Here is an 18,217-nt window from a genome sequence, read left to right on the forward strand (position 1 = left end):
AGTATCCACGGGATAGATCGCAAGAAGAAAAGACACAATCGCATTGAATAGGGAAGCCGTATTGATTACTAGAAATGGATCTCATGGAGGGAAAACTATGCCTGACAAAACAGATGATATCCGACTCATTACGATTGTCCTCATTATCATCGGTGCGTTCGTCCTCTTCCCGATGTTCTTCATGGGCTTCGGGATGATGGGAGTTGGCCCGATGATGGGTGGTACTTGGGGCGGCCATATGTGGGGTGACGGAACGATGTCTGGCTGGATGTACGTCGTCGGCATCGTGATGCAGCTCCTGTTCCTCGCAGCCCTCCTCGTTGGTGGATACCTACTCTACCAAGCAATAGCAGGGAACAAGAGCAACTCGAACCAGGCACTCGAAGAACTCCGACTCGCGTACGCTCGTGGCGAATTGACCGACGACGAATACGAACAACGACGAGAGGCGCTCAAACGCGACACGGAGTCACAGTAAGACTGATTCGAGGAATGACGGGCACATCCGATCACCATCCCACAACGGCGTACCCGTCACTCCCGCCTTGGCTCGACCGATATACAACGTTGGGCCTCTACGCACTACTTGTCGGGACGGGACTCTTTCTGATCGCATTCGTTACGAATCCAGTCCCTGATCCCTCATTCCCTTGGGCGACGCTACCGGAGTCGCTCCGACTTCCCTTCGAGCAACCACGGATTGAACACTGGCCCGTGACATACACTATCGGCATCTGGCTGTGGATCCTCGGATTTCCGGCGTTGTTCCTCGCTGGCTACAGACGAGTCGGTGCTCGGACGCCATTCGGGTCGACGACATGGCTCGCAGGACTTCCCACGCTGGCGATGCTCGGCTGGACGACGTACTGCCGGTTCTTCTGGCCGAAGCTCCATCCACCGACCTGGAATGCCCCCTCCTACACGTTCGTCTGCTGGCTGTACTGCTCCTCATATGACGTGGTCTGGAGCAACGCAGCCTATGTGATTGCGCTATTCGGAATTGTCGCGACACTACTCGCAATCCGACACCAGTACGGCGATGGGTATGCTCTCCTTGGGTTTGGACTCCTCGCATTCCCGCTCGGATTACCAGCAGTCTACGGAGGATATCGCCGGACGACACGAGCAACGACCTGAGAACAGAGGAAGAGCTAGCTCAGGGGTCTCGGTGAGCACGTACGAACGCACGTCGCAGGACGGTCAAGAGGACGTACGTCTCGTACTTCTGGGTTCGGCAGTGCTCGCAGGGCTGCATATCCGCGACTATCTCCTCGATCGAATCGTCGTACTCATCCGTGAGCGTGGTGAGCGCGTCCGTAATCTGGGGCTGGACGGCGTCGATCATCTCCTCCACGGCGGCGTCAGCCGAATCCGGCAGCGAGTACGAAAGGACGATAGTATTCGCATGATAGTACTTCGTCGTCCCACCGCGCCCCTCTTCGAAGCGCACGACGTCGACGAGACCGGCGTCCCGGAGCTCGTTGATGTGGTGTCGAACCGTATTTTCCGTCCGGTCGACGCCGCGGTCCTCAAGACGGCTGTGGACCTCGGTCGCAGTCGAGGCCTCCTCAGACAGAATATCGAGGATCATTGCTCGCATCGGTTCGTCGATGGCGTCCGAAATCCGGGTGTCTCGCACCGCGATGTCGTCGAGACGGTGGTCGGTATCGGAATTATTCATATAGGAACTGAGAGTGAGAACGAGGGAAAAGGTAGCGGGACGCGATCGAAGAGGCAACCACCGAGGAACTAGTCCCGAACGGATCCGTGAGGTCGAAAGCCCTAGACGACCTGTTTGACTATTCCAACAGCTTATTTCCGCATTCAAACATATCATCTAAAAAATACTTATTGGGATACGGGCACTACCTCAAACTGTAATGAGCAACACAACCCAGTTCCGCGTCCTCGACTTCGATTGCCCGACCTGTGCAAGCACCGTCGAACGCGCCCTCTCAAACGTCGACGGCGTCCAGCACGTCGAAGTCCACTACGCGACCGGCCGCGTCGAGATCGAGTACGACGACAGCGTCGCCGACCCCGACGCCTTCGCACAGACCATCGAAAACCAGGGGTACACGCCCCAGCCCGCCTAATACCATGAACACACAATCGGTCATGCAGTACTACCGGAAACACCGGAGGGCCATCGTCACGGCGACGAGCGGCGTCCTCTACGGCGGTGGCTGGAGTCTCGGCTACCTCACAAGTTTAGAAATGGCAAGCGCCGCCATCCTCGTCCTGGCGACGACCGTGGGTGGCTACGACATCGCCAAGACCGCCTACCACGAGGTCACCAACCGGACGCTCGGCATCAAGACGCTGGTGACGCTGGCTGCAATCGGGGCCATCGTCATCGGGGAGTACTGGGAAGCCGCCGCCGTCGTCTTCCTGTTCAGCCTCGGCAGCTACCTCGAAGGCCGAACGATGCGCAAGACCCGGACAGCCCTCCAGAAGCTCCTGGAGATGACCCCCGAGACGGCGACCGTCCGTCGCGACGGGGAACTCCAGGAGGTCCCCGCCCGCGAGGTCGAGGAGGGTGAAGTCGTCATCGTGAAGCCAGGCGGGAAGATTCCGGTCGACGGTGACGTCGTCGACGGCGAGAGCAGCGAGGGGTCGGAGACCCCTCGAGCGAACGGGGAACCCGTGAGCGCCGTCAACCAAGCACCAGTCACCGGCGAGAGCGCGCCCGTCCACAAGGCCGACGGCGACGAGGTCTACGCCGGGACGGTCAACCAGGAGGGCGCACTGGAGATCCGAACGACGGGTGCGGGCTCGGATACGACGCTCGAACGGATCATCCGTCGCGTCGAGGAGGCTCAAGAGGCTCAGTCGCCCACGGAGAGCCTCATCGACCGGTTCGCGAAGTACTACACGCCAGCCGTCATCGTGCTGGCCATCGGCGCGTATGCAGTCACGCAGAACGCGATCCTGTCGCTGACGCTGCTGGTCATCGGCTGTCCCGGGGCGCTGGTCATCGGGCCGCCGGTCAGCATCGTCTCCGCCATCGGGAACGCCGCCCGGTCTGGCGTACTGATGAAGGGCGGCGAACACCTGGAACGCGCCGGCAAGATCGACCTTGTCGCCTTCGACAAGACCGGTACCCTCACGAAGGGCGAGACCACCGTCGCCGACGTCGAGGGGTTCGGCGTTGCTGATGACGAGGTCCTCTCGCTCGCGGCGACCGCCGAGAAGAAGAGCGAACACCACCTCGCCGATGCCATCGTCGACGCGGCCCGCGAGCGACCGACTGCTGCGACGGACGGCGGAACGACGGTCGCCCAGGCGGACGATACGGACGGTGGGCGCAGGTCGGTTCCCGATCCGGGCGACTTCGACGTGGTCGCTGGCAAGGGCGTCATCGCCCATGCCGATGGCCAGGAAGTTGTTGTCGGCAACCGCGCACTGCTGGACGACCGCGACATCGACATCCCCAGTCGGGTCGCCGACTACGTCCGCGAGCGTGAGGGGCGCGGCGAGACGGTCGTCCACGTCGTCCGCGATGGGGACATCATCGGTGCAATCGCGCTGCGGGACGAACTCCGGGAGTCTGCCCCTTGCGTCGTCGCGGCACTCCAAGACGCCGGCATCGAGACGGTGATGCTCACCGGCGACAACAAGCGGACGACCGCCGCCGTCGCCGAGGAGGTCGGCATCGACGAGTACCGCGCCGAACTGCTCCCCGAGGACAAACAGACGGTCATCGAGGGCTACCAGGCCGACGGGCACGTCGTCGCGATGGTCGGCGACGGTATTAACGACGCGCCGTCGCTGGCGACCGCCGATGTCGGCATCGCGATGGGTGCTGCGGGAACGGATACCGCCATCGAGACGGCTGACATGGCGTTGATGGCCGACGACCTCGAACGCATCCCGTACGCGGTCAAACTCAGCAAGGCGACGCGCTGGAACGTCCTCGAGAACGTCGGTCTCGCGGTGCTGACCGTGACCGTCCTCCTCGCGGGCGTGCTCACCAGCTACGTCACCCTCGCTGCCGGGATGCTGGTCCACGAGGCCAGCGTCCTCCTCGTCATCCTCAACGGGATGCGACTGCTCCGCTACTGACCACTAGACACTACCACCACCACTCATGACATCGAATTCCACTGCGACTGACACGGCCCAGACTAGAACCAATTGGCAGGTCGACTACGACGTCGATCCGATCGAAATCCGCGACCCCGTCGCGGAGGCCCTCGGCATCCTCGAACCGGGCGGGCCGTTCGTCATCACCTATAGAGACGCTGTGAAAGAGGCGGGACACTCCTGTCCGACTGCCTCGGGCGCCTACCGGATCGTCCAGTTCGGACTCGACGCCCTGTATCCCGACGACTATCCAATCCGGAGCGAAATCGAGGTCCAGGCGGCCGGCCCGCAAGACGATGCTGCGTACGGCGTGATGAGCCGCATCATCTCGTACGTGACTGGCGCGACCGACGACGACGGATTCAGCGGACTCGCCGGCGGCTACGGCGGCCGCCGCGATCTCCTCGTCTTCGACGCGTTCGACCCGGACACGGCGGAGCCGACGTTCCGGTTCCGTCGAACCGACACTGACGAGACCATCGAAGTGACCTACCACGTCAGCGACGTTCCTGACGGTAGACCCGCAATAGGGAACCTCCAGGGGATTCTCGACGGATCGGCAAGCGACCAGCAACGGGAGGCCTTCGCTGACGCCTGGCACCGCCGCGTGCAGGTCGTCCTCAGAGACGACTCGCTGTTCTCCGTCGAAGGGGTGTGAACGCGGCGGTACCCCTCACACTCGTAATGAGAGTTACCACGATATACTGTTGGGCCCTTGAGTGCCTTGGTAGCGCCATCATCTAACTCGCCGACATCGATATGAGAGTACCCCACGCAAACCGTCTCCTCAGAGTTGTCCAAGTATCGAGCTGCAACCACGAGCCCAAATACTCAAACAGGAATCTCGCCCATTCCGCGTCAACTGCCATATAGAGCAAGGTAATCGTGTTTCCAATGGTCGATATCGATCTTCGCAGCTTCTGAAAGTCGTTGGATGATTGACCGTGCCCCATCAGTCGTAATCTACGGCAACGTCTGCGGACACATCTATGCTGTCGTGTGAGCCATCGGAGTACCCCGTCGGTGCCGTCGGTATTGACGGGGTACAAGAGGCCAACTATGGCTTATTTCTAGTTCATTTCTCACTGATTCGAAGGCACACATCAAATCTATCCTCCGAGGTTGTGGATCCTCCGAATATGGCTCTATAATGAATAGGCTTCGCACGTAGAAGTGCTGTAATTATATTTACCGAGTCTCCAAGAGTGTGCTTCTGAGAAACCTATCGAATTTCGGTCACAAAATAGCGATGATAGCCGCGTTCAGGACAGCGCCACCGCTCACGAATCAATAAGCCCGTGGAACAGCGAGATTAGTCGGGTGGGTCAAGCCCGTAGCTTTTCTTCGCCAGTGTTAGGAACGAGTTCGTCGTGATCGCAGGTTCGTCAGAAACCTCACCGTCCATCTCCATCTGGACCAGGATGTCGACGAGCCGCCAACAGTTGTACAGTACGCAGGCGAACGCGAAGTTGAAGTACCGATAGCGGTGGTCTGGTGACTTCGTTTCCGCAAGAAACGTCTTCAGTTTCTTGAAGCCGTTCTCGATTCCCCACCGACGCTTGTACTTCGACATCAGGCGTCCGATCTGGTGTTTCATCCCCACTTGGTCCAGTGGGTCAGTCTCTACGAACTCCAGATTCGTCTCGAACGGAACTGTCGGTGCTCCGACCCGGTCCGGTTCCTCGATGTCTTCCTCTTCCCGTATATCATCAAGCAAATTTCCTAATGGCGAGTCACTGTCGCTACCTTCCGAGAAGGGTTTGGTGTCGCCAACATCACTGAAGTCCTCAAGCAATTCCTGACGAATTGTTATGTCCGGACCATCGGCGTTCTCTTCTTCCCGTTCCCACTCACGTTTAGGGAGATAGACGGCCTTCCGCGTCGGGCCATCGTCGAGTCGCTCCTGCACAACGACGTCGGAGTCCTTGTCAGCGGCCGCCATGCGTGCAATATTACTCTCATGGTCACTACTGGAGCGGACCATACCAGGGTTCAGATACGAGACCGCGTGTTTCTCACAGGCGTCCTTCACGCTGTCGTGAGCGAACTCACGGTCCATCATCACGAAATCCAGACCGGGCACGATGTCGGTCGCACCCTCAAGCAGATCGTCAACAAGGTCTGCTCGACTGCAGCCACGCTGGACTGGTACGGCGTCGAGCATCAATGGAACGTCGTGGCCGACAATTTTGATGACTGCCCACTGGCAGTACGGCCCGTCGTCGCCTTTGTAGCCGAGTATCCACGAGTCGGTATTGTTCCCGCTGCGGTCGCGCTTGACCTCGCCGTCCCACGGCTGGCCCTTTGTGATGTCAATAGCTGCTGTCACCTCGCGGCCCATCTTGTCCTTGGACTTTGCGCGGGCGACGAGCGTGCGAGCAGTCTCTCGGAGCATCCGCCGGACGCGAGTCACACCGAGTGTCTTCGTCTGGAGACGGTGGGAGTCACCGGACGGCGTCCGCTGTCGGGTAGTATCATCCGTGAATGACTGTGCGCCGTCGTTGGCGTGCATGAGAGTGTCATAGAACCGTTCTCACAGCGTGTCTGCTCTCTCTACTACGTATTCAAACCGGGCGCATAGTCAGATTCCAGATCGCCGGTCGGAGTGGATTACCAGTGGTCAGTACAGTCGAGGTATGTACCGCAGATTGGAGTCGATATTCGTGTGAACTCGATAATTATTAAACTATCACACCCACCAATCTTATCACTGGGTTTGTAATAGTGCTAACATGGAGAACTCCGAGTGCAAGAACTCAATTCACTCTCTCGGACTACTATTCCAAAAGTAGATGACTTCCGAGCGGCCCTCAACGAAACAGATCTAGCGCGGCATCTCGCGTACTTCTACGAAAACCCGACGGCACAACTCACTCTCGCCGCCGAATTTATTGACTACGGACTCCAGTCTAACTACCAGTGCCTCTATTTGGCCGATGAGAACAATCTCAAGACGGTCAGACGAGCGTTCAGCGTCAATGGGATTGACGTGGCTGAGCGGCGCAAAGATTCGGACTTGTGTATCGATACCGCTTCAGACGTGTACTTGGAGTCTGGGTTTGCTCCCGACCAAATGGTTGCGCGGCTACAAAAGGCCTGTACCGCCAGCGTCGAGGCTGGCTATGAAGGTCTGTTCGTAGTGGGTGAGAACACGTGGTGCTTCCACACTGAGCAGTCCTTCGATCATATCGTCAGCTTCGAATCGGACTTCGACGAGGTCTGCCCAACGCTCCCCGTTCACGCACTCTGTCAGTACGACCTAACGCGGTTCAGTGAGGAGTCGATCGCAAAAGCACTCTGGACCCACAAGCAGGTCATCTATCAAAACACTATCTGCGAGAACCCGTACTATATTCCACCGAGTGACTATACCGAAACGGAAAACCCGGAACAGAATGCGGGACTGATGCTTGAGCAGATGTATGACCTGGCACAGGCTAGACAAGATATTGAGCAGCGTGATCAGCGGCTGTCTGTGCTCAATCGCGTGTTGCGGCACAATATCAGCAATGATCTCACAGTAATCACGGGAACGCTAGAAAGTCTCGCTGAGACGGCTGACATAAAAAAACCAAAACAAGAACGGATCCACTCCGCGATCCAACATTGCGAAAAAATTGTGGAAATATCGGAGAAGGCCCGGTATATCCGACAGACGATTGGCCGGAGTCGAACCGAGCAAATAGAACTTGGATCAGTTATTGATCGAGCCATCGACCAACTACAAATCGACTATCCGGATGCAAACATTACTGTTTCTGGGCCCTGCGATATCGACGTGTTCGCCGACGAAAACTTCGATATTGCCGTCAATGAGATACTAACGGTCCTCGCCCGGTTGCAGGATGCTGATCAAGCGACTGTCTCACTCACTATTTCGACACCGCGCTTGGACACTGCGACATTGACGTTCCACGCGCCGGGCGTCGTAATCCCAGAGCGGGAACAGAAGGCGATTCAACAGGAATACGAGACAGAATTAGAACACGGAGACGATATCAGTATCTGGTTAATTAAGTGGATTGTCGAGAATGCCCACGGGAGCCTGAGCTTCCCGACCAAACAGCCTGAAGATCCGCAGTTCGAGTTACGGATACGCCGACTTACTGAATAATACAGCAAATTTCTGCTTGTATCCCATAGTTATTGCCGATCGAATACCCTATCTACTCCACGCCCTGTCGATTCCTGTTCTAGAATCTAATCGTTGTAACCGGCTCGAATGACTTCGGTATACTTGTTCCAGTTTGCCCTCGATATGTCCCAAAATGTCAAATTAAACTCGCTTGTACTGTTGATAATCTTGTAATCAATAAGCAACTCTACTGAGCAGATGTTTCATCGGATGTGTTCTGCATAAATAGCCTGATAGCTATTTTCAGATAGCTCCTTAGCGAGATCGCGCTTCTCTATTCCAGGAGCTCATCCAGCTTCGGAACGATTTCGTATCGCGGATACTGGTTTATCACGGAACGCGGAGTGGTCCACACACGGACCGGGGCGAAGCGCCAGAGATAAACCGGACCACCGGCGAGAGAATTTCATGAACCTGTTTCGCCGGTTTCTGGGCGATCGCGGGGGTGACGGGCCAGACCGGGCGGGCGTGTTCGTCGACGGGCCCAACGTCTTCCGCAGCGAGTTCGACGTCGACCTGGACGACATCCGTCGGATCGGCGAGTCCTACGGGTCGCTGGCGGCGACGCGTCTGTACGTCGACGAGAACGCCTCGCCGGGTCTCATCCAGGCCGCGGAGGCCCGGGGCTTCGAGGTGGTGACGACGAGTGGCGACGTCGACGTGCGCCTGGCCGTCGATGCGACGGAGGCTGTCGTCGCCGACCGCATCGACGTCCTCGTCGTCGCCTCGCGGGACACGGACTTCAAACCGGTACTGGAGGTGGCCGCCAGGGAGGGCGTCACGACCGTCGCCCTGGCCCCCGGCGAGCACGGGCGCTCGGACGCGCTCCAGAACGCCGCCCACGACGCGCTCTCGCTGCGGGGCGACGTCGAGTAGCCAAACGGGAACGGCTTTTGCCGTGGCTCCCGGTGGGTCGGACATGGAGATCGACGACACGCCGGTGCTCGACAACCACCTGCACCTGGATCCCGTCAACGGTCGGGGCGTCGAAGCCGCCGCGGAGTTCGCCGAGCACGGCGGGACCCACCTGCTCGTGTTGAACAAACCCTCGTGGATGCTCGTCGAGACGGCGACTGACGAGAGAACGTTCCGCGAGGGGTTCGACCTCACCGTCGCGGTCACCCGCGAGGCGTCCGGCGTGCTCCCGGGCCGGGCCTGGCCGGTGCTGGGCGTTCACCCGGCGCTGATTTCGAAACTCGTCGACGAGGGCTACGAGCCCGAGGAGGCCCGTGACATCATGCAGGCGGGCCTGGACGTCGCCGCCGAGTACGTCGCCGACGGGACGGCGCTGGCCCTCAAGACCGGGCGGCCCCACTACGACGTGGACGCGGCCGTCTGGGAGGCCGCGAACGAGGTGATGCGCTACGGGTTCGAACTCGCAGCCGACCGGGGCTGTGCCGTCCAGTTGCACACCGAGGGCGGCGAGGACTTCGAGACCGTCGCCGAGTGGGGCGAGGCGGCCGGGCTCGACCGGCGACAGGTCGTCAAGCACTACTCGGGCGGTCGTCTGCGTGGCCCGACGAAGTCGGTGCTCGCAGACAAGGACGAGCTCGAGATAGCCATCGAGGAAGGCGACCCGTTCCTGATGGAGACGGACTACATCGACGACCCCGACCGGCCGGGGGCGGTGCTCGGCCCGAAGACGGTCCCCCGCCGGGTCCGGTGGCTGCTGGAGGCGGGCCACGGGGGAGCAGTCCGGACGGCCCACGTCGAGACGCCCCGGGACGTCTACGGCATCGACACCGAGGCGACCCTGGAGCGCAATTGAGCCCCGTCGGGCGATACCCCCCAGTTCGTAGCCGTGCGACAGCGAGGCGCGCGTGACTCGACGGTGAGATCGGTCGGGCGCAGCCCCCAGAAACTATATAGATTGAAATACTCGAAAGTGAGAGGTTTTGACACGGATAAAGGTACGTTACGCCACGTGGCTCTGGACAGTACGTGTGGCACGAAAACGACGATATAGCACGTCTTTGCGGCGTTCGTGCCAGTACTGGGGTGGGAAGCGGGAGGCGGATCGATGTCCACTGAGTGGCACTGTGCGGTCGTCGAGGAGGGCTGTCTCGCCGGCGAACGGGCCATCCATATATATTTTTAGCCAGATTTATAATCAGAGGGGACTGATAGTGATTTACATGGAGACACGCAAGGTCCAGGTCACGGGTGGATCGACGTACACCGTCTCGCTCCCGAAGGAGTGGGCGACCGAGAACGGTGTCAGCGCGGGGAGCGTCGTCGAGTTCCACGACGAGGAAGATCTCCTGTTGCTGTCGCCGCGCCGCGAGAACGACCGCGTCGAGGGGACCCTCGACGTCGGCGGGATGGACGAGGCCCACGAGCTGACGCGGGCCGTGATGACGATGTACGTCAGCGGCTTCGACGTCATCAGGCTCGAAGCCCCGCGAATCACGGCCGAACAGCGCCGGACGGTCCGTGACGCCACCCAGGGACTGGTCGGCCTGGAGGTCATCGAGGAGACGGCGGACCACATCGTCCTCCAGGACCTGCTCGACTCCTCGGAGCTGTCGGTCCACAACGCCATCACCCGGATGCGACTGGTCTCGCTGACGATGCTCGACGACGCCGTCGAGGCACTCGTCGAGGACGACGACGATCTGGCGGAGGACGTCATCCACCGCGACGAGGACGTCGACCGCCTCTGGTACATGGTCTCGCGCGTGTTCCGGACGGTCCTCCGGAACCCGACCGCCGCCAACGAGATCGGCTTCCCTCGCGAGACGGTGTTCGACTACCAGTCCAGCGCGCGCCAGCTCGAGCGCATCGCGGACCACGCGACCAAGATCGCCAACCTCGCGCTGGACGTCGGGGAGATATCCGGCGACACCGCAGACCTGCTCGACCAGTTGCGAGAGGAGGCCACTGCCGTCCCCGAGACGGCGATGGACGCGCTCCTGGCCGAGGACTCCGACGAGGCCGTCGAACTTGCCAACAAGGCCCGCGGGAAGATACGCGACGTCGACGACACCGCCCGCGAGGTCGACGGCGAGATCAGGGAGTTCGACCCACAGAGCGCCCAGGTACTGGGCCTCGTGGTCGACTCGCTGTCGCGCACCGCCGACTACGGGGGAAACATCGCCGAGAGCGCCCTCCAGAAGGCCGCACCGCGTCCCTGACCGGGCGCCCGCTCTTTCCCGGCGGTCAGCCGTAGTACCGTTTCAGGGCCGCCGCCGCGCCGTCGCTCGTCTTCAGGTACCTTCGGTCGCCGTCCGGTGTCCGCACCGCGTAGTCGTACGTGTCGCTGTCGGGGACGTACCAGTGCTCGGCGAACCGCTCGAGGGGAGCCTCCGCCGTCCGGCCACCGTTGGCCGCTGGTTCGTCGGTCCCCGTCCCGTCCGCCGTGCCCGCACCCCCGGCGTCCCCGTCGTCGACTGGTGCAACGAGCAGGTCGCCGTCGACCGGGTAGTCGCTCGGGACGCCCGTGACCACGTCCTCGTTCCGGTCGGCCTTCATCGCCTCCCGCATCAGAATCGCCTGCGTGTTGACGACGGGGTCGTCCTCGTCGGGCGTCTGCTGGTGGTACCGACCGTCGCTGCCCATCAGCCAGCGCTTGCTGTTGTCCGCTAAGATGAGCTCGAGGTTGAACTTCAGCTGCCGGCGGATGTCGCGGTCCTCGACCGGGGCCACCGCCTCGACGCGGCTGTCCAGGTTACGCGTCATCCAGTCGGCGCTACCGATGTAGTACTCGGGGTCGCCGCCGTTCTCGAAGTAATAGATACGGGAGTGTTCGAGGAACCGCCCGACCAGCGAGTGGACCTCGACGTTCTCGCTGATGCCCTCGAGGTCGGGTCGCAACCGACAGATGTCCCGCACGACAAGATCGACGTCCACGCCGGCCATCGACGCCCGGTACAGTTCTTCGACGATATCGGGGTCCTCGAGTCCGTTTATCTTCACGACGATTCTGGCCCGCCTTCCTTCGAGGGCATGCTGCGCTTCGCGGCGGATGAAGCGGGTGAACTCCCGGCGCATGGTCACCGGCGCGATGAGCAGTTTGCGGAACTGCTCGTCCATTCCCGGCCCGGTAAAGGAGTTAAACAGCGTCACCAGGTCCTGACCGATGTCGCGGTCCTCGGTCAGCAGGCCCAGGTCGACGTAGCCTTTGGCCGTCTCGGAGTGGTAGTTTCCGGTGCCCACGTGGGAATAGAGATTGACGCCGTCGTCCTCCTCGCGGACGACGAGCGCCGTCTTGGTGTGGGTCTTCAGGCCGATGGTGCCGTAGGCGACGTGGATGCCGTTCTCCTCGAGTCGCCTGACCCACTCGAGGTTGTTCTGCTCGTCGAAGCGTGCCTTCAGCTCGACCATCACCGCGACCTGTTTCCCGTTCTCGGCGGCGTCGATGAGTGACTGGATGACCTGTGAGTCGCTGGCGGTCCGATAGATGGCGGCCTTGACCGCGAGTACGTCGGGGTCTTCGGCCGCCGCCGAGAGGAACCGCTGGACGGTCTGCCCGAAGTCGTGGTACGGGTGGTGCAGGAGGATGTCGCCGTCGTCGATGTCGTCGAAGACGCTGGTCCGGGGACCGTCCTCGTGGTCACCGAAGGGGTCGCCGCTCGACTGCTCGAGCCGCGGGTGGGGCTGTGGCGTCCACGGCTCGAGTTTCAGGTCCGGGCGCTCCAAGTCGGTCAGCGACATGAACTCGCGGTAATCGAGCGGTCCCGTGAGCGGGTAGATTTCGCGGTCCTCGAGCTCGAGCTGTCGCTGGAGCGTCTCGCGAATCCGCGGGTGTGTGTCGGCCTCGATTTCCATGCGCACGACCGTGGCAAAGCGGCGCTGTTCGAGCACCTCCTCGATCATGTCGATGAGGTCCTCGGCGACCTCCTCGTTGCGCCGGACCTCCGCATTGCGCGTGAGGCGAAACAGCGCCGTGTCGATGATATCGACGTTGGGCAACAGCAGGTCGAGGTTCGCCCTGATGACCTCCTCTAGGAGCACGTAGCGGTGGTCGTCGCCGATCTGGACCAGCCGGGACTGGTTCGGCGGAATCTTCACTCGCGTGAACGTCGGGTCCTCGGCGTCTGGTCGACGGGTCAGCACGGCGAGCGACAGCGAGCGGTTGGAGATGAACGGGAACGGGTGTGCCGGGTCGAACGAGAGCGGCGTCAGCGTCGGCAACACCGACTCCTCGAAGTAGTCACGTACCCGGGATTGCTCGCCAGCGTCCAGGTCGTCGTAGTCGAGGACGTAGATGCCCTCGTCGGCAAGTGCCGGCCGGATCGTCGCCTCGTAACACGCCGTCTGCCGTTCGAGCATCGGCGCCAGCGTGTCGTGGACCTCCTCGAACTGCTCGACCGGCGTCCGACCGTCGGCCGTCTCCTCGGTCACGCCGGCCTCTATCTGCTGTTTTAGCCCACCGATGCGTTTCATCACGAACTCGTCTAGGTTCCGCGTGACGATGGCCAGGAACCGGACCCGTTCGAGCAGCGGGTTCCGGTCGTCCAGCGCCTCGTGCAGGACGCGGCGCTGGTAGGCGAGTTCGCTCAGTTCGCGGTTCAGATACAGCGACGGGTCGTCGAGCGACACGTCTCCCGGGTCGTAGGGTTCGGGAAGCTGCGACTCCTCGTTGTCCATGCTATGGCAGCGGGACGGGTCGGGGCTCGACGATGCTGTCCGACGACCGTTCCTCGTAGGTCTCCGGCGGGTCGACGGATATCAGTTTCCGCGCAGCAGTGTCGTAGGCGGTCAGTTGCCCGCCGTAGACACAGCCGGTGTCCAGGCCGACCGCGTAGTCGGTGACGTGGGGTTCGGCGAGGACGGTGTGACCGAAGAAGACGCGGGGGCCCTCGCGGCGCTCCTCGAACCAGTAGGGCCGGTCGTAGCTCCCGTCCGGGACGAGCGAACGCATGTTCAGCAGTTCCGTCAGCGAGTGTTCGACGACCGGTTTCCGGTGGTCGACGCCGCCGTGGGCGACCATGGCGCCGTCCCACGAGACGACCACCGGCATCGACTCGATGAAAGCGAGGTCCTCGTCGGTCAGCGCGTCGATGGACTTGCGCCCGTCGACGAGCTTTTGTTCGTTGTTCCCGCGGACGCTGAGGAGGTTCGGTCGCTCGCGGACGAGGTCGACGACGCCCTTGCTGTCGGGGCCCTTGCGGACGAGGTCACCGACGAAGACGACCAGTTCGTCCTCGCGGGGGTCGAGGTGCCCGAGGAGTCGCTCGAGGGTGTCACGGCACCCGTGAACGTCCCCGACCACGTAGATGTTTTCCCACTGCGTCGCGTCGATTCGTCGGTGTGATGCATCGACCGTCGGATTGAGCGTAGGTCCAGCGTCCATGTGTGGGTCACCGCCCCGCGAGCGGGGTATGTAGGGGGAACTAGGACTGGGCATACTTAGGCAGTTTATATGTTCGCTATATATCGAACAGTAGGATTATATTCCGCTGGGTGGCGATCCGGCGCGGCACCGCCGCTGGCGGCGGTCGCCGACAGGAGAAGACCGACTGCGCCGTGTCTACTCGAGGACGGCGTTGACCTGGCCGTCCTGGCCGGGTCGGGACGTCACGCGGGCCGTGCCCTCGGACGTCTCGACGAGCGCGCCCTTCGTGATGATGTTCCGGCGGGCGTAGTTGGGGTTCGAGGGGTTCTCGACGACGTTCTCGATGGTCGCTTCGACCGTCTCTGCGCCGTCGGCGACGCTCGCGACGTTCGTGGTGACGGCACGCACCTTGCTGGTGTTGCCGCGGGAGTCGACGACCTTCAGCTTCTGGTCGCCGACCTGGGTCTCGGTGGACTCCTTGCCCAGCTCGTGTTTCTTCTTCTTGTGGTTCGGTCGCCGACGACCGCCAGTCCGCTTGCGAGGGGAGCGTCCCTGGTCTTTCATACTCCAGGGATGTTCCAGCGGCTACTTGAACCGTTCGATGCCGACCTGCCGGCGGCCACAACCGTAACCGTTAGGCCCGGCCCGCCCGCTCCCCACAACGATGAGCCTCAAGACGGCCGTGGCCGCGCCGTTCCGCCAGCGCGGCACGGAACGGATGGCCGAAAGCGAGTTCGTCGTCGCGCTCTCGCTGGACCGGAGCTGGTTCTCGCCCGACCAGGCCAAGACGCTGGTCGACATCGCCGCCAGCGAGGGGCTGGTCGAACGCGACGGCGACGACCTCGTGGCCGTCTTCGACCCCGGGGGCGTCGACGTGCCGGACGGGTTCGCGCCGGGCGAGGAGATACTCCAGTCGCGGTCGACGTTCGAGCGCGTCCTCGACTCGGTGCTGGAGACCGGCGTCGAGAAACAGACGGCGGTCGCCGAGATAAACGCCCTCCAGTCCGAGCTCGGACTGACCCTGGAGGCCGCGGCGGTCGTCTACGCCCGCAGCGAGGGCGTCGACGTCACGGCCGTCGCCGCGGAGGTCCGGGAGGGGTTGTGATGGTCGGGGACCGCGTCACCGACGGCAGGCGCATCGGCCAGTTGCTCGCCTCGGAGCTGACGGGGCTAAAACGGGGGCCCCTGGCCGACGTCCGGGTCGTCGACGCGGACCCTGACGTCGAACCGACCGCCGACGGGGCGTTCGCGTACGCCGTCGAGTACCGCGACGAGCGCGTCGGAACCGTCCACGTCACGCCCGCGACGGCGCGACTGACTATCGCCGCGGCGCCGTCGCTCGCAGTCGAGCGAGAGGACGTCACCGTCGAGTCGACGGCGAGGGGAACGGTACTGGTCGCACACAGCGGGGCCGCGGTCAAACGACTCGTCGACGAACTTGCTGCCGTCCTTGAGAGCTAGACCGAGTTCGGTTCGGCGATTGTCTCTGCCGTCCAGGCGATAAAGCCCGTGAGCACGAGCGCCGCGCCCACGAACGCGAGCGTCGCCGCCGTCACGAGAACTGGCATCGACACGCCGAACGGGATGCCGACGATGACGACGACGGGCGCGAACGTGATGGCCAGGCCACCGGTCGCGACGGCCTGGCGCTGGTGGTGCGAGAGGTCCACCCCGAACTGGAAGTACGGGTTCTCCGGTTCTGGGGCCGCCAGTCCCACGCAGAACAGCGGCACGCCCAGGAACACGAGCGTCGCCGCGACGGCGTTGGCCCAGAACGCGAACGAGAGCGCCGGTGGCACGAGCGAGAGCAGCGCGCCGATACCGAGCAGTGTCATCCCCCCGGCGAGTCCCAGGGGACGGAGTCGGGGGTCGTCCAGTAACCGGCCGAGATCCGGGAGCGTCTCGGCTACGTGTCCGACGTTCAGTGAACGGTCCATAGCCCGTCTTTCCGAGGGAGTGGTTAATAGCCGCCGCTCCAGTTATCATATATGATATCGTAGGGTGGAGAGGGAAACGCTTGTGTCGCTGCCACTCGCCGCGCTACCCATGCACTTCTTCGACCGACTCGCAGACCGTATCTCTGCCGCCGACAGCGTCGTCTCGGTGGGTCTCGACCCCGACCCGGACCGGTTGCCCGAGGCCGTCCGCGACGCCGACCTCCCGCGCTGGCAGTTCAACCGCCGTATCATCGATGCGACCCACGAACACGCCGCCTGTTACAAACCGAACGCGGCGTTCTACGAGGACGCCGACGGCTGGCGGGCGCTCGAGGAGACCATCGCGTACGCCCACGGGCGGGACGTGCCCGTGTTGCTCGACGCGAAGCGGGGCGACATCGGCAACACCGCCCGCCAGTACGCCCGGATGCTCGACGACGAGGACGGGCCGGCGGCCGACGCCATCACTGTCAACCCGTTCCTCGGGCGCGACTCGCTCGAGCCGTTCCTCAAACGGGCCGACAGGGGCGTGTTCGTTCTCGGCCGGACCTCCAACCCCGGTGGCGCGGACCTCCAGGACCTCGAACTGGCCACCGGCGAACCGCTGTACGAACGGGTGGTCCACCTCGCCGACCTCTGGAACGAGAACGGCAACGTGGGGCTCGTCGTCGGCGCGACCAACCCGGACGAACTCGAGTCCATCCGCGAACTGGTGCCGGACATCCCGTTCCTCGTCCCCGGGATCGGCGCCCAGGGCGGCGACGCCGAGGCCGCCGTCGAACACGGCCTGGCCGACGGCGTCGGGCTGGTCAACTCCTCGCGAGGCATCATCTTCGCCGGCGAGGACGCCCGTGGCGACTTCTTCGACGCCGCCGGCCAGTCGGCAAAACAGCTCAAGCGACGGCTCAACCAGTTCCGGTAGTCAGAACCGGTAGGTGTCGACGCCGTCCGGCCGGTCGGTCGACTCGGGGTCCCCGCGGCCCCGCGACCGGCCGACCTCCGCCGCGCACTCGACGCACAGGCCCGTCTCGGCGTCCCAGTGCTCGTCACAGACCAGGCTCCCACACCGGTCGCAGGTGTGTTCTACGTCCGGTGCGTTACAGACCGCACAGAGTCCCGCGACGCTCATGCCATCTCGTACCACGCCCAGCGCCTTGAACGCTTGGCCCGCTGACAGGCGAGACGCTTACATTTCTGTGGGCCGAAGGCTGGTTCGTGCAGTACGAGCGGCTCATCACGGGCGTGGCGGCGGTGTTCGCAGTGCTGACGGTCGCACTCACAGCCGTGGGCCTGTTCGCGAACCCGGCCGTGCTCTTTCTCGCGGCGATGTTCGCGGCCTCGACGTACTTCATGTACTACCACCTCAGCGGGAAGATGGCCGCGAGCGTCTACGAGCGCGTCGAGCGCCGGGCAGCCACCGGGAACGGACGCGGGGGGTTCGGCGCCGGCCCGCGTGAGGCGTGGCGACCGCCGCGCGACGGCCAGGGTGCGACGGCCCGGGAACGGGCGCGGGGCGCACGACAGCAGCGCCGACAGCGGAGGACGCGAACCCGCCAGCAGGGCCAGCGCCGCCAGCGCGTCCAGCAGTCACGTGGGCTGTCGACCGCAGAGGCGTACCGACGACTGGGACTGGACCCGAGTGCCGACCAGCGAGCGGTCAAGCAGGCCTACCGCGAGAAGGTCAAGGAGGTCCACCCGGACACCGAGGCCGGCAGCGAGTCGGAGTTCAAGCGGGTGAAGGCGGCCTACGAGACGCTGACCGACGACTGACCGCAACGGGGA

Annotated in this window: 19 protein-coding genes and 2 pseudogenes; 13 read left to right on the forward strand and 8 right to left on the reverse strand. The window is 62.8% G+C overall.

Features of this window, described 5'->3' with window-relative positions; translation table 11 throughout:
• The first annotated feature begins 97 nt into the window (after window positions 1–97).
• Together P1K88_RS14610 and P1K88_RS14615 are read left to right on the forward strand one after the other, a co-directional pair.
• Complete coding sequence (locus tag P1K88_RS14610; protein ID WP_276410962.1) at window positions 98–478, forward strand: SHOCT domain-containing protein; 381 nt, start codon at window positions 98–100, stop codon at window positions 476–478.
• Between the two features lie 14 nt (window positions 479–492).
• The gene (locus P1K88_RS14615) at window positions 493–1,137 is read left to right on the forward strand and encodes a hypothetical protein (RefSeq protein ID WP_276410963.1); all 645 of its coding nucleotides are present in this window, start codon (window positions 493–495) and stop codon (window positions 1,135–1,137) included.
• A 19-nt stretch (window positions 1,138–1,156) separates the two neighbouring features.
• Here P1K88_RS14615 and P1K88_RS14620 read toward each other — a convergent pair whose 3' ends face one another.
• On the reverse strand, window positions 1,157–1,681 hold the full coding sequence (locus P1K88_RS14620; RefSeq protein ID WP_379786760.1) for an ArsR/SmtB family transcription factor: 525 nt from the start codon (window positions 1,679–1,681) through the stop codon (window positions 1,157–1,159).
• A 199-nt stretch (window positions 1,682–1,880) separates the two neighbouring features.
• On the opposite strand from P1K88_RS14620, the gene P1K88_RS14625 reads away from it, so the two are divergent.
• From P1K88_RS14625 to P1K88_RS14635, 3 genes are read left to right on the forward strand one after another with little or no spacing between them, the layout of a single operon-like run.
• On the forward strand, window positions 1,881–2,096 hold the full coding sequence (locus P1K88_RS14625) for a heavy-metal-associated domain-containing protein (protein ID WP_006432883.1): 216 nt from the start codon (window positions 1,881–1,883) through the stop codon (window positions 2,094–2,096).
• A 4-nt stretch (window positions 2,097–2,100) separates the two neighbouring features.
• A complete protein-coding gene (locus P1K88_RS14630) occupies window positions 2,101–4,065 on the forward strand; it encodes a heavy metal translocating P-type ATPase (protein WP_276410965.1) in 1,965 nt (654 codons plus the stop codon).
• A gap of 25 nt (window positions 4,066–4,090) precedes the next feature.
• Window positions 4,091–4,744, forward strand: a complete 654-nt coding sequence (locus P1K88_RS14635) for a hypothetical protein (protein WP_276410966.1) — start codon at window positions 4,091–4,093, stop codon at window positions 4,742–4,744.
• Between the two features lie 56 nt (window positions 4,745–4,800).
• Here the strand turns inward: P1K88_RS14635 and P1K88_RS14640 are convergent.
• Window positions 4,801–5,049 (reverse strand): annotated as a pseudogene (locus P1K88_RS14640) (site-specific integrase); the annotation flags it as partial.
• A 349-nt stretch (window positions 5,050–5,398) separates the two neighbouring features.
• Window positions 5,399–6,604: pseudogene (locus tag P1K88_RS14645) on the reverse strand (transposase); the annotation flags it as partial.
• A gap of 228 nt (window positions 6,605–6,832) precedes the next feature.
• Between P1K88_RS14645 and P1K88_RS14650 the strand changes: the two are divergent.
• The 4 genes from P1K88_RS14650 (at window position 6,833) to P1K88_RS14665 (ending at window position 11,355) form a co-directional block, all read left to right on the forward strand.
• A complete protein-coding gene (locus P1K88_RS14650) occupies window positions 6,833–8,200 on the forward strand; it encodes an MEDS domain-containing protein (RefSeq protein WP_276410967.1) in 1,368 nt (455 codons plus the stop codon).
• A 429-nt stretch (window positions 8,201–8,629) separates the two neighbouring features.
• A complete protein-coding gene (locus P1K88_RS14655; protein ID WP_276410968.1) occupies window positions 8,630–9,097 on the forward strand; it encodes an NYN domain-containing protein in 468 nt (155 codons plus the stop codon).
• 43 nt (window positions 9,098–9,140) lie between these two features.
• Window positions 9,141–9,989 (forward strand): TatD family hydrolase, encoded by an 849-nt coding sequence (locus tag P1K88_RS14660; protein ID WP_276410969.1) that lies wholly within the window; start codon window positions 9,141–9,143, stop codon window positions 9,987–9,989.
• Window positions 9,990–10,356: 367 nt separating this feature from the next.
• A complete protein-coding gene (locus P1K88_RS14665) occupies window positions 10,357–11,355 on the forward strand; it encodes a phosphate uptake regulator PhoU (RefSeq protein WP_276410970.1) in 999 nt (332 codons plus the stop codon).
• A gap of 25 nt (window positions 11,356–11,380) precedes the next feature.
• Here the strand turns inward: P1K88_RS14665 and ppk1 are convergent, their stop codons facing one another.
• The 3 genes from ppk1 to P1K88_RS14680 form a co-directional block, all read right to left on the reverse strand.
• A complete protein-coding gene (ppk1, locus tag P1K88_RS14670; RefSeq protein WP_276410971.1) occupies window positions 11,381–13,810 on the reverse strand; it encodes a polyphosphate kinase 1 in 2,430 nt (809 codons plus the stop codon).
• Window position 13,811: 1 nt separating this feature from the next.
• Window positions 13,812–14,516: a metallophosphoesterase family protein gene (locus tag P1K88_RS14675; protein WP_276410972.1), complete on the reverse strand. Its 705-nt coding sequence runs from the start codon at window positions 14,514–14,516 to the stop codon at window positions 13,812–13,814.
• Between the two features lie 177 nt (window positions 14,517–14,693).
• On the reverse strand, window positions 14,694–15,062 hold the full coding sequence (locus P1K88_RS14680; protein WP_276410973.1) for a 30S ribosomal protein S8e: 369 nt from the start codon (window positions 15,060–15,062) through the stop codon (window positions 14,694–14,696).
• 100 nt (window positions 15,063–15,162) lie between these two features.
• Here P1K88_RS14680 and P1K88_RS14685 point away from each other — a divergent pair, with 100 nt between their 5' ends.
• Both P1K88_RS14685 and P1K88_RS14690 read left to right on the forward strand, forming a co-directional pair.
• The gene (locus P1K88_RS14685) at window positions 15,163–15,603 is read left to right on the forward strand and encodes a DUF2240 family protein (protein ID WP_276410974.1); all 441 of its coding nucleotides are present in this window, start codon (window positions 15,163–15,165) and stop codon (window positions 15,601–15,603) included.
• Entirely contained in the window at window positions 15,603–15,959 is a 357-nt protein-coding gene (locus P1K88_RS14690; protein WP_276410975.1) for a DUF7993 family protein, read from the forward strand. The genes P1K88_RS14685 and P1K88_RS14690 overlap by 1 nt, the downstream gene beginning before the upstream one ends.
• Here the strand turns inward: P1K88_RS14690 and P1K88_RS14695 are convergent.
• Window positions 15,956–16,435 (reverse strand): hypothetical protein, encoded by a 480-nt coding sequence (locus P1K88_RS14695; RefSeq protein WP_276410976.1) that lies wholly within the window; start codon window positions 16,433–16,435, stop codon window positions 15,956–15,958. The two genes, P1K88_RS14690 and P1K88_RS14695, sit on opposite strands and share 4 nt — an antisense overlap.
• A gap of 109 nt (window positions 16,436–16,544) precedes the next feature.
• Here P1K88_RS14695 and pyrF point away from each other — a divergent pair, with 109 nt between their 5' ends.
• The gene (gene pyrF / locus P1K88_RS14700; protein ID WP_276410977.1) at window positions 16,545–17,357 is read left to right on the forward strand and encodes an orotidine-5'-phosphate decarboxylase; all 813 of its coding nucleotides are present in this window, start codon (window positions 16,545–16,547) and stop codon (window positions 17,355–17,357) included.
• Here the strand turns inward: pyrF and P1K88_RS14705 are convergent, their stop codons facing one another.
• Entirely contained in the window at window positions 17,358–17,564 is a 207-nt protein-coding gene (locus P1K88_RS14705) for a hypothetical protein (protein ID WP_276410978.1), read from the reverse strand.
• An 86-nt stretch (window positions 17,565–17,650) separates the two neighbouring features.
• On the opposite strand from P1K88_RS14705, the gene P1K88_RS14710 reads away from it, so the two are divergent.
• Window positions 17,651–18,205, forward strand: a complete 555-nt coding sequence (locus P1K88_RS14710; RefSeq protein WP_276410979.1) for a J domain-containing protein — start codon at window positions 17,651–17,653, stop codon at window positions 18,203–18,205.
• Window positions 18,206–18,217 lie beyond the last annotated feature (12 nt).

Source organism: Haloarcula halobia (assembly GCF_029338255.1).
GTDB classification, from domain to species: Archaea; Halobacteriota; Halobacteria; order Halobacteriales; family Haloarculaceae; genus Haloarcula; species Haloarcula halobia.

Excerpts from the sequence above, each read along its gene's own strand:
- P1K88_RS14610 (WP_276410962.1), top strand. The coding sequence starts at position 98 with ATGCCTGACAAAACAGATGATATCCGACTCATTACGATTGTCCTCATT.
- P1K88_RS14615 (WP_276410963.1), top strand. The coding sequence starts at position 493 with ATGACGGGCACATCCGATCACCATCCCACAACGGCGTACCCGTCACTC.
- P1K88_RS14620 (WP_379786760.1), bottom strand. The coding sequence starts at position 1,681 with ATGAATAATTCCGATACCGACCACCGTCTCGACGACATCGCGGTGCGA.
- P1K88_RS14625 (WP_006432883.1), top strand. The coding sequence starts at position 1,881 with ATGAGCAACACAACCCAGTTCCGCGTCCTCGACTTCGATTGCCCGACC.
- P1K88_RS14630 (WP_276410965.1), top strand. The coding sequence starts at position 2,101 with ATGAACACACAATCGGTCATGCAGTACTACCGGAAACACCGGAGGGCC.
- P1K88_RS14635 (WP_276410966.1), top strand. The coding sequence starts at position 4,091 with ATGACATCGAATTCCACTGCGACTGACACGGCCCAGACTAGAACCAAT.
- P1K88_RS14655 (WP_276410968.1), top strand. The coding sequence starts at position 8,630 with ATGAACCTGTTTCGCCGGTTTCTGGGCGATCGCGGGGGTGACGGGCCA.
- P1K88_RS14660 (WP_276410969.1), top strand. The coding sequence starts at position 9,141 with ATGGAGATCGACGACACGCCGGTGCTCGACAACCACCTGCACCTGGAT.
- P1K88_RS14665 (WP_276410970.1), top strand. The coding sequence starts at position 10,357 with ATGGAGACACGCAAGGTCCAGGTCACGGGTGGATCGACGTACACCGTC.
- ppk1 (WP_276410971.1), bottom strand. The coding sequence starts at position 13,810 with ATGGACAACGAGGAGTCGCAGCTTCCCGAACCCTACGACCCGGGAGAC.
- P1K88_RS14675 (WP_276410972.1), bottom strand. The coding sequence starts at position 14,516 with ATGGACGCTGGACCTACGCTCAATCCGACGGTCGATGCATCACACCGA.
- P1K88_RS14680 (WP_276410973.1), bottom strand. The coding sequence starts at position 15,062 with ATGAAAGACCAGGGACGCTCCCCTCGCAAGCGGACTGGCGGTCGTCGG.
- P1K88_RS14685 (WP_276410974.1), top strand. The coding sequence starts at position 15,163 with ATGAGCCTCAAGACGGCCGTGGCCGCGCCGTTCCGCCAGCGCGGCACG.
- P1K88_RS14690 (WP_276410975.1), top strand. The coding sequence starts at position 15,603 with ATGGTCGGGGACCGCGTCACCGACGGCAGGCGCATCGGCCAGTTGCTC.
- P1K88_RS14695 (WP_276410976.1), bottom strand. The coding sequence starts at position 16,435 with ATGGACCGTTCACTGAACGTCGGACACGTAGCCGAGACGCTCCCGGAT.
- pyrF (WP_276410977.1), top strand. The coding sequence starts at position 16,545 with ATGCACTTCTTCGACCGACTCGCAGACCGTATCTCTGCCGCCGACAGC.
- P1K88_RS14705 (WP_276410978.1), bottom strand. The coding sequence starts at position 17,564 with ATGAGCGTCGCGGGACTCTGTGCGGTCTGTAACGCACCGGACGTAGAA.